At 73.5% G+C, this 8,231-nt stretch carries 8 protein-coding genes and 1 pseudogene; 7 read left to right on the top strand and 2 right to left on the bottom strand.

The window, feature by feature from the left end; all coding sequences use genetic code 11:
• A partial coding sequence (locus CCN42_RS22550) for a hypothetical protein (protein WP_086738249.1) occupies nt 1-567 on the bottom strand: 567 nt, incomplete at its 3' end.
• An 86-nt stretch (nt 568-653) separates the two neighbouring features.
• Here CCN42_RS22550 and CCN42_RS22545 point away from each other — a divergent pair.
• From CCN42_RS22545 to CCN42_RS22515, 7 genes are all read left to right on the top strand, one after another.
• Nucleotides 654-1,382 carry a response regulator transcription factor gene (locus CCN42_RS22545; RefSeq protein WP_086738248.1) on the top strand — a complete coding sequence of 243 codons (729 nt, stop codon included), beginning with the start codon at nt 654-656 and terminating at the stop codon, nt 1,380-1,382.
• Between the two features lie 2 nt (nt 1,383-1,384).
• Nucleotides 1,385-2,497 carry a sensor histidine kinase gene (locus CCN42_RS22540; RefSeq protein ID WP_086738246.1) on the top strand — a complete coding sequence of 371 codons (1,113 nt, stop codon included), beginning with the start codon at nt 1,385-1,387 and terminating at the stop codon, nt 2,495-2,497.
• Between the two features lie 123 nt (nt 2,498-2,620).
• Complete coding sequence (locus CCN42_RS22535) at nt 2,621-3,187, top strand: DM13 domain-containing protein (RefSeq protein WP_086738244.1); 567 nt, start codon at nt 2,621-2,623, stop codon at nt 3,185-3,187.
• 92 nt (nt 3,188-3,279) lie between these two features.
• Nucleotides 3,280-3,930 carry a dihydrofolate reductase family protein gene (locus CCN42_RS22530; RefSeq protein WP_086738243.1) on the top strand — a complete coding sequence of 217 codons (651 nt, stop codon included), beginning with the start codon at nt 3,280-3,282 and terminating at the stop codon, nt 3,928-3,930.
• A 100-nt stretch (nt 3,931-4,030) separates the two neighbouring features.
• A complete protein-coding gene (locus CCN42_RS22525; protein ID WP_086738241.1) occupies nt 4,031-4,891 on the top strand; it encodes an ABC transporter ATP-binding protein in 861 nt (286 codons plus the stop codon).
• Nucleotides 4,888-5,871, top strand: a complete 984-nt coding sequence (locus CCN42_RS22520) for an iron-siderophore ABC transporter substrate-binding protein (protein WP_086738240.1) — start codon at nt 4,888-4,890, stop codon at nt 5,869-5,871. The genes CCN42_RS22525 and CCN42_RS22520 overlap by 4 nt, the downstream gene beginning before the upstream one ends.
• Nucleotides 5,872-5,875: 4 nt before the next feature.
• On the top strand, nt 5,876-7,942 hold the full coding sequence (locus CCN42_RS22515; protein WP_086738238.1) for an iron ABC transporter permease: 2,067 nt from the start codon (nt 5,876-5,878) through the stop codon (nt 7,940-7,942).
• Nucleotides 7,943-7,954: 12 nt separating this feature from the next.
• On the opposite strand, the pseudogene CCN42_RS42670 reads toward CCN42_RS22515, so the two are convergent.
• A pseudogene (locus CCN42_RS42670) lies at nt 7,955-8,231 on the bottom strand (SCO2400 family protein); the annotation flags it as partial.

The raw sequence follows: 8,231 nt of genomic DNA, 5'->3' as shown, positions 1-8,231 counted from the left end.
GACGATCCGGCCCCACTCCGTCAGCAGTCGCCCGAACGCGTCGAAGTCACCGGCCCAGCCATCGGCGACGGCGGCGTGTTCGGTGAAGGGTCCTCGCAGCTCGGCGAGGCCGGACCGGATCCGCTCCCAGGCCGCGGCCAGTTCCCGCACGCCTGCCGGTGACCGGGCGAGCAGGACGCCGTAGGCAGCGGGACCGTCACCGAGGAGACCCGGCTCGCAGCGTCGGACCTCACCGTCCGGGCCGTCCCGGATCAGCCCGTGCAGGAAGCCGTCCAGCTCGGTCCGCAGCGTGCGTTCGACGTGGTCGCGTACGGCTTCCCAGCGCTGCCCGGCCCAGAAGTGCGCCTTGAACGAGCCGCAGGTGTGCAGGAACTCGTACACGGCGAAGTGGGCGCCGTGGGGTCCCCGCGGCCACACCCAGTCCCCCTCGACCGCGGGCGCGTCGTGGTCCCACAGCCCCGTCTCGTCGTCGTACCAGGCGTCCCTCAGCCGTGACAGCCGCTCGGGGGGCGGAACCTCCGCCAGCCACCTCCAGTCGGCGATCATGACGGTGATGTCCAGCCCCATGCGGGCACCCTACCGGCCGTGGCCGCCCTGGCGGTCCGATCCCCGGGCGGTACCGGTCAGCGGGCGTGCTGTCACACCCTTGGGGCATGCAGCACGCGTATGGATCCACGGAGGCGCAGGGGCGGTCGGCCCGCGTTCTGGTGGTCGACGACGACCCGACCGTCGCGGAGGTCGTCGCCGCTTACCTCGACCGCGCCGGCCATGTCGTCGACCGGGCCGGTGACGGACCCTCCGCCCTCGCCCGCCTCGCGGCGCACCGGCCGGACCTGGTGGTGCTCGACCTGATGCTGCCCGGCATGGACGGCATCGAGGTGTGCCGCCGGATGCGCGCCGGCGGGCCCGTGCCGGTCATCATGCTCACCGCCCGCGGGGACGAGGAGGACCGCATCCTGGGCCTGGAGGTCGGCGCGGACGACTACGTCACCAAGCCCTTCAGCCCCCGGGAACTGGTCCTGCGCGTGGAGTCGGTACTGCGGCGCAGCCGGCCGCCCGCCACCCCCGGGCACCGGATGGCGGCGGCCGGTCTGACGATCGACCCCACCGGCCGCAGGGCCACCAAGCACGGCGTCGAACTGGCCCTGACCCTGCGAGAGTTCGACCTGCTCCGCTTCTTCCTGCGCCATCCGGGGCGCGCCTTCAGCCGGGAGGACCTGATGCGGGAGGTGTGGGGCTGGGACTTCGGGGACCTGTCGACCGTCACGGTCCATGTGCGCCGCCTGCGCGGCAAGATCGAGGACGATCCGGCCCGGCCCCGGCTGATCCGGACGGTCTGGGGCGTGGGCTACCGCTTCGAGCCCGGCGGGGAGGCGGACTGATCGTGCGCGACACCCTTCTCATCGCCCTGTACGCCTTCGCGGGCGCCGCAGCCACCGGCCTGGCCGGAGCGGGAGTCCTGTGGCGGATCCGGCGGCGCTCCCTCACCGCGTCGCTCGCCGTGGTCGCGGGGGTCGGCGTAGTCGCGATGCTCGCGGGCACGCTGGCCGTCGCCCGGGCGATGTTCCTCTCCCCGCACGATCTGACGGTCGTCACGACGGTCGTCGCGATGGCGGCCGCGGTCTCCCTGGCGACCGCGCTGCTGCTGGGCCGCTGGGTGGTCGCCCGCAGTCGCGAACTCGCCGTCGCCGCCCGCCTGTTCGGCGACGGCGGGGACTTCGCCGCTCCGGACGGCCCGACCACCGCCGAACTCCAGGCCGTGAGCCGCGAGCTGGCCATCACCAGTGCCCGGCTCGCCGAGTCCAGGGAGCGGGAACGCGCCCTGGAGGCGTCGCGGCGGGAACTCGTCGCCTGGATCTCGCACGACCTGCGGACCCCGCTGGCCGGTCTGCGCGCCATGTCGGAGGCCCTGGAGGACGGCGTCGCCACCGACCCCGACCGCTACCTCCGGCAGATCCGCACCGAGGTCGAACGCCTCGACGGCATGGTCGGCGACCTCTTCGAACTCTCCCGCATCCACGCCGGCGCCCTCGCCCTGGCCCCCGCCCGGCTGTCCGTCCGCGAACTGGTCGGCGACGCGCTGGCGGGAGCCGGCCCGCTCGCCCGGGAACAGGGTGTGCGGCTGGTGGACGATCGGGTCGAGCCGGTGCCGGTGGAGGTGGACGGCAAGGAGATGAGCCGCGTGCTGGGCAACCTGCTGGTGAACGCCATCCGCCGCACTCCGGCCGACGGCACCGTGGCGGTCGCCGCGGAACGCGGGCCGGACGGCGCCGTGGTGCTGTCGGTGACCGACGGCTGCGGCGGCATCCCCGACGACGAGCTGACCCGGGTCTTCGACACCGGGTGGCGTGGCAGCGACGCCCGGACACCTCCGGCCGGCGCGGGGCTGGGCCTCGCCATCGTGCGGGGCATCGTGGAGGCCCACCAGGGCCGTGCCACTGTACGCAACATCCCCGGCGGCTGCCGTTTCGAGGTGACGCTGCCCGCGGCGCCGTAAGGATTTCGTCATCTGTCCCACGGCCCCGTACGGCCGGTCCGCGCGTTGAATGGGGAGCGACGAGCGTACGACCTCCACGGCGCGTACGGCGTCGGACATGGACGTACCTTCAGGAGGGGCGCGATGGGGCGGGTGCGGAGTGTACTGGTCAGGCCATGGGCGATCGGTGTGCTGATGGTGGCGGTCACCGGGGCCGCGTTCGGGCTGTACTGGTTCCAGCCGTGGAAGCTGTGGCAGGAGGAGACGGTCCACGAGGCGCTGCCGGAGGTCGCGGCTCCCTCCGCGCCGCCCGCCGCGTCGCCGTCCGGGCAGTCCGCCGCGCCGGCCCCGGCCGGGCCGGTGACGCTGGCGAGCGGGGAGCTGATCAGCCATGAGCACACGACGTCGGGCACGGTGAAGCTGGTGCGGCTGGCCGACGGCTCCCGCATCGTGCGGCTGGAGAACCTCGACACCAGCAACGGCCCCGACCTGCGCGTGTGGCTGAGCGACGCGGAGGTGAAGGAGGGGCCGGAGGGCTGGCACCTGTTCGACGACGGCGAGTACGTCAGCCTCGGCAAGCTCAAGGGGAACAAGGGCAGCCAGAACTACACCGTGCCGGTGGGAATCGACCTGTCCCGCTACAGCAGCGTGAGCATCTGGTGCGACCGCTTCGACGTCTCCTTCGGCGCCGCGGAACTGGCCGACGCCTGAGGACGCCGGGACCTCCTGACGGGCGGCGCGATGAGTTCTTGTCGCCGCGGCAGTCCCATGGTCATCGATCGGTCGATCACAGGAGGAACCGCGTGACTCAGCTGCTGAGGGTGCAGAACTTCAATGTCTCGAGCGACGGCTACGGCGCCGGCGCCGTAGAGCACCAGACACTGGAGCAGCCGTTCGGCCACCCCCGCCCCGGCGACCTGTTCTCCTGGGCCGGTGCCACGGCGAGCTGGCCGATGCGCACCGACCCCGGAGGGACCCGGGGCCTCGACGACTATTTCACCCGGGACTACGCCCGCAACATCGGCGCCGAGATCATGGGGCGCCACAAGTTCGGTCCCCAGCGTGGTCCCTGGCAGGACCACGAGTGGCAGGGGTGGTGGGGCGACGAGCCTCCGTTCCGTACGCCGGTGTTCGTCATGACCCACCACAAGCGCCCCTCGTTCACCCTCTCCGACACCACGTTCCACTTCGTCGACGGCGATCCGGCCACGGTTCTCGCCCTGGCGCGGGAGGCGGCGGCGGGCAAGGACGTCCGCCTCGGCGGCGGGGCCACGACCATCCGGCAGTTCCTCGACGCCGGTCTCGTCGACACCCTGCACGTCGCGGTGTCGCCCGTGAAGCTGGGCTCCGGGGTGCGGCTCTGGGAGTCTCCCGACGAACTGCTCGACCGCTACCACCTGGATGTGGTGCCCAGTCCGAGCGGGGTGACGCACCACCTGTTCTGGCGGAAGTGACCCCGCGGACGGGACGGGGTGCGAGGCGCGGCGGCTTGGCCGATTCCCGTCTTGCACCCCCCTCTTTGCGTGCTACTTAGGTTAGGCTAACCTCTGTCGCGTGCATGTTGGTGAAGAGACCGCCGCGGCCGGGCGCCCCCGTGGTCATGAACTGTCGGCCACGGGTGTCACCGTGGCCTACGACGGCGTCGACGTCGTCCACGACGCCTCGATGACCCTGCGAGCGGGCGAAGTCACCGTACTGGTGGGCCCGAACGGCAGCGGGAAGTCGACGCTGCTGCGCACGCTCGCGCGGCTGCAGCGGCCCCGCGCCGCGACACTCCTCATCGACGGCGACACCGACGGCCTCGCGCTGAGCCCCCGTGAGTTCTCGCGCAGGGTCGCCCTGCTGACCCAGGGACGGCCCACGCCCAGCGGGCTGACCGTACGGGACGTCGTGGAGTTCGGCCGCTACCCGTACCGGGGGCGCTGGGGCGGGACCGATCCCGGCGGCCGGGCCGCCGTCGACCGCGCCCTCGCCCTGACCGGCGTAGCCGACCTCGCGGAGCGCGGCGTCGAGCACCTCTCCGGAGGCCAGCTCCAGCGGGTCTGGCTCGCGGGCTGCCTCGCCCAGCAGACGGGTGTGCTGCTCCTCGACGAGCCGACGACCTACCTCGACCTCCGCTACCAGGTCGAACTCCTCGACCTCATGCGGGATCTGGCCGACGACCACGGGATCGCCGTCGGCGCCGTCCTGCACGACCTCGACCAGGCCGCGGCCGTGGCCGACCGGATCGTCCTGCTCCACGCCGGGCGCGTCGTCGCCGACGGTGACCCCCCGGACGTACTGACACCCCAGCGGCTGACCGACACCTACGGCATCCGCATCGAGGTCGACACCGACCCCCTCACCGGCCGCCTGCGCACCCGGGCCGTCGGCCGGCACCACACGCGAACCGAAAGGCTCAGCACCACCTCATGAGACGCCTCCTCCTCACCGCGGCAGCCGCCACCGCCGCGGCCCTCACCCTGGCCGCCTGCGGCACCACCGAGCCCGCGACGAACGACGACGCGGCGAAGAAGACCACCGAGCGCATCGCCCTCACCGACGCCTCCGGCACCCAGGTGCAGCTCGACGGGCCGGCCCGGAAGGTCGTCGGGGCGGAGTGGGACGCCGTCGAGATGCTGGTATCGCTGGGCGTCGACCCGGTCGGCGTCGCCGACGTCAAGGGGTACAGGACCTGGGACACCGCCGTCCCGCTGAAGAACGAGCCCAAGGACATCGGCACCCGCGGCGAACCCAGCATGGACACCGTCGCCGCCCTGGCCCCCGACCTCGTCATCGCCAGTTCCGACCTCCCCGACGCCGCCGTGAAGCAACTGCGCGAGATCGCCCCCGTCCTGGAGATCCGCTCCGCCGACGCCTCCGACCCGATCGGCCGGATGACCGGCAACCTCGACCTCATCGCCAAGGCCACCGGCACCACCGAACAGGCCGAGAAGCTCACCGAGGACTTCGAGGCGAAGCTCGCCGAAGGGAAGAAGGCCCTCGCCGACGCCGGTCACGCCGGCACGAGGTACGCCTTCGCCGACGGCTACGTCATCTCCAACCAGGTCTCGATCCGCCCCTTCACCAGCGGCTCGCTCATCGGCGCGGTCAACGAGCGGCTCGGCCTGAAGAACGCCTGGACCGTCAAGGGCGACGAGAGCTACGGCCTCGGCTCCACCGACGTCGAAGGGCTCACCGCGCTCGGCGACGTGCAGTTCGCCTACATCGGCAGCGACGGCGACAAGAACAGCACGCCGTTCACCGGTGTGCTGGCCGAGGACAAGGTGTGGACCTCGCTGCCGTTCGTGAAGAACGGCAACGTCCACCGGCTGGACGACGGCATCTGGATGTTCGGCGGTACCGGCTCGATGAGCCAGTACGTCGACTCCGTCGTCACCGCCCTGACGAAGTAACCGCATGGCCGTCACCGCAACCACTCCCGCCACGCGTCCGTCGGCGGCCACGTCCCGGACCGGTGCGGCCGCGGTGACGGCCGCACTGGTCCTCCTCGTCGCGGTCCTCGCGGTCGTGGACCTCACACAAGGCACGGCCGCGGTCGGCGCCTTCGAGGTGTGGAAGGCGCTCACCGGCCGGGCCGACCCGGCCGACGCGTCCGTCGTCATCGCCTCCCGGCTGCCGCGGATGACCGCCGGGCTGCTCGTCGGCGCCCTCCTCGGCATGGCGGGCGCCGCCCTCCAGGCGGTCAGCCGCAACGTCATCGCCTCGCCCGACACCCTCGCCGTCAACGCCGGCTCCTACCTCGCCCTCGGACTGGCCGCCGCCGGCGGGCTCTCGCTCCCGCTGCTCGCCTCCTCCGGCATCGCCTTCGCCGGCGGCCTCGCGGCGGCGGCCGTCGTCCTCGGCCTCTCCGGCCTGGGCGCCGGCACCGTCCGGCTCGTCCTCGCGGGCAGCGCCCTCACCCTCGGCCTCACCGCCGTCACCGAGGGCCTGCTCCTGCTGTTCCCCCAGCAGACCGAGGGCCTCTACCAGTGGAACCAGGGCAGCATCGCCCAGAGCGGCTTCGACGGCGTCCTGCAGATCGCCCCCATCGGCATCGCGGGCCTGGCCGGACTGCTGCTCCTCGCCCGCCGCGTCGACGCGCTCGCCCTCGGCGACGACGCCGCCCGCGGACTCGGCGTCCCCGTCCGCACCACCCGCGTCACGGCCGTCGTCCTGGCCGCCCTGCTCTCCACGGCCGCCGTCACCCTCGCCGGACCCATCGGCTTCGTCGGCCTGTGCGCCCCGGCCCTCGTCCGCCCGCTCGCCCGCACCTTCCGCGGATTCACCCGTACCCGCGGGAGCCTGCCGGCCGTGGGTCTGGTCGGTGCGGCGCTGGTGCTCGGCTCCGACGTGCTGCTGCGCGCGCTCGTCCCGGCGGACGTGGCGGTGGCCGTACCCACCGGTGTCGTCACCAGCCTCGTGGGCGCCGTCTTCCTCGTCGTCCTGGCCACCCGGGTCCGCGACACCGCGGCGCCCGCCGCGCCCGACCGGCTGCGCATCAGAAGCCGGGCCGTCTTCCTGACCACCACGGCCGTTCTCGTGGTCCTGCTCGTCGGCGTCGCCCTCGCCGCGGTCCTGCTGGGAGATGCCAAACTGCTGCTCGGTGACGTGGCGAACTGGCTCCAGGGGCGGGCCGGGCAGACCGTCACCTTCGTCCTCGACACCCGCGTGCCCCGCGTCCTCGCCGCGCTCCTCGCGGGAGCGGCGCTCGCCCTGGCCGGGACCCTGGTCCAGGCGGTGACCCGCAACGCGCTCGCGGAGCCGGGCATCCTGGGCGTCTCCGGCGGCGCCGCGGTCGGTGCGGTGCTCCTCGTGACGACGGTTCCGTCCGCCGGGTCGTGGGGTGTGGCCGGAGCGGCCTTCGCGGGCGCCGCGGTCAGTTCCGCCCTCGTCTTCGGGCTGGCGGCCGGCGGCGGATTCCGGCAGAACCGGCTCGTCCTCGTCGGATTCGGTGTCGCCACCGGCGCGTCCGCGCTGATCAGCCTGCTCATCATCCTGACCGATCCGTTCAACGCGACGAAGGCGCTCACCTGGCTGTCGGGCTCCACCTACGGGCGGAGCATGCCCGACGTGCTGCCCCTCGCCGTGGTCCTCGCCGTGGGCGTGGCCGTCGCGGCAGCGCGCCGTACCGAACTCGACCTGGTCTCCCTCGACGAGGACACCCCGCGGCTGCTCGGCCTGGACCTGGCACGCGGACGCCTCGGCTTCCTCGTGCTGAGCGTTCTGCTCAGCGCCACCGCCGTCGCCGCCGCGGGCACGATCGGCTTCGTGGGACTCGTCGCACCGCACGCGGCCCGCGCCCTCGTCGGCCGGCAGCACGCCCGGGTCGTCCCGGTCGCCGTGCTCCTGGGCGCCGTACTCGTCTGCACCGCGGACCTGGTGGGCCGCACCGTCATCGCACCGGCCCAGCTCGGCGCCGGCCTGATGACGGCCCTCATCGGCACGCCGTACTTCCTCCACCTGCTGGTCCGCAGCCGACGGTAGCCGCCGCGCCGGTCAGCCGAGGCAGACCACCAGCAGGCAGAGTTCCGCGGGCGAGGTGTCGGCGGGGGAGGAGCCGGGCTGGGACGTGCCGGAGCCGCCGGTGCTCCCGGTGCCGCCCGCGCCGTCAGTGCCGCCCGTGCCGTCGCCGTCGTCGGTGCTGCCGGCGGGCGGCGGTGCGGCCGGTCCCGGTGCCGTGGCGCCGCTCTCCGCCGCCGTGTCGGTACGGCCGGGGCCGGGTCCTGTGGGACCGGCGGACGGTGCCGAGGCCCGCGGCGGCGAGGCAGGCGCC

It is taken from the genome of Streptomyces glaucescens, from assembly GCF_002154375.1.
Classification (GTDB): domain Bacteria; phylum Actinomycetota; class Actinomycetes; order Streptomycetales; family Streptomycetaceae; genus Streptomyces; species Streptomyces glaucescens.
This window is presented reverse-complemented; position numbering and strand designations above follow the sequence as displayed.

Excerpts from the sequence above, each read along its gene's own strand:
- CCN42_RS22545 (WP_086738248.1), top strand. The coding sequence starts at position 654 with ATGCAGCACGCGTATGGATCCACGGAGGCGCAGGGGCGGTCGGCCCGC.
- CCN42_RS22535 (WP_086738244.1), top strand. The coding sequence starts at position 2,621 with ATGGGGCGGGTGCGGAGTGTACTGGTCAGGCCATGGGCGATCGGTGTG.
- CCN42_RS22520 (WP_086738240.1), top strand. The coding sequence starts at position 4,888 with ATGAGACGCCTCCTCCTCACCGCGGCAGCCGCCACCGCCGCGGCCCTC.
- CCN42_RS22515 (WP_086738238.1), top strand. The coding sequence starts at position 5,876 with ATGGCCGTCACCGCAACCACTCCCGCCACGCGTCCGTCGGCGGCCACG.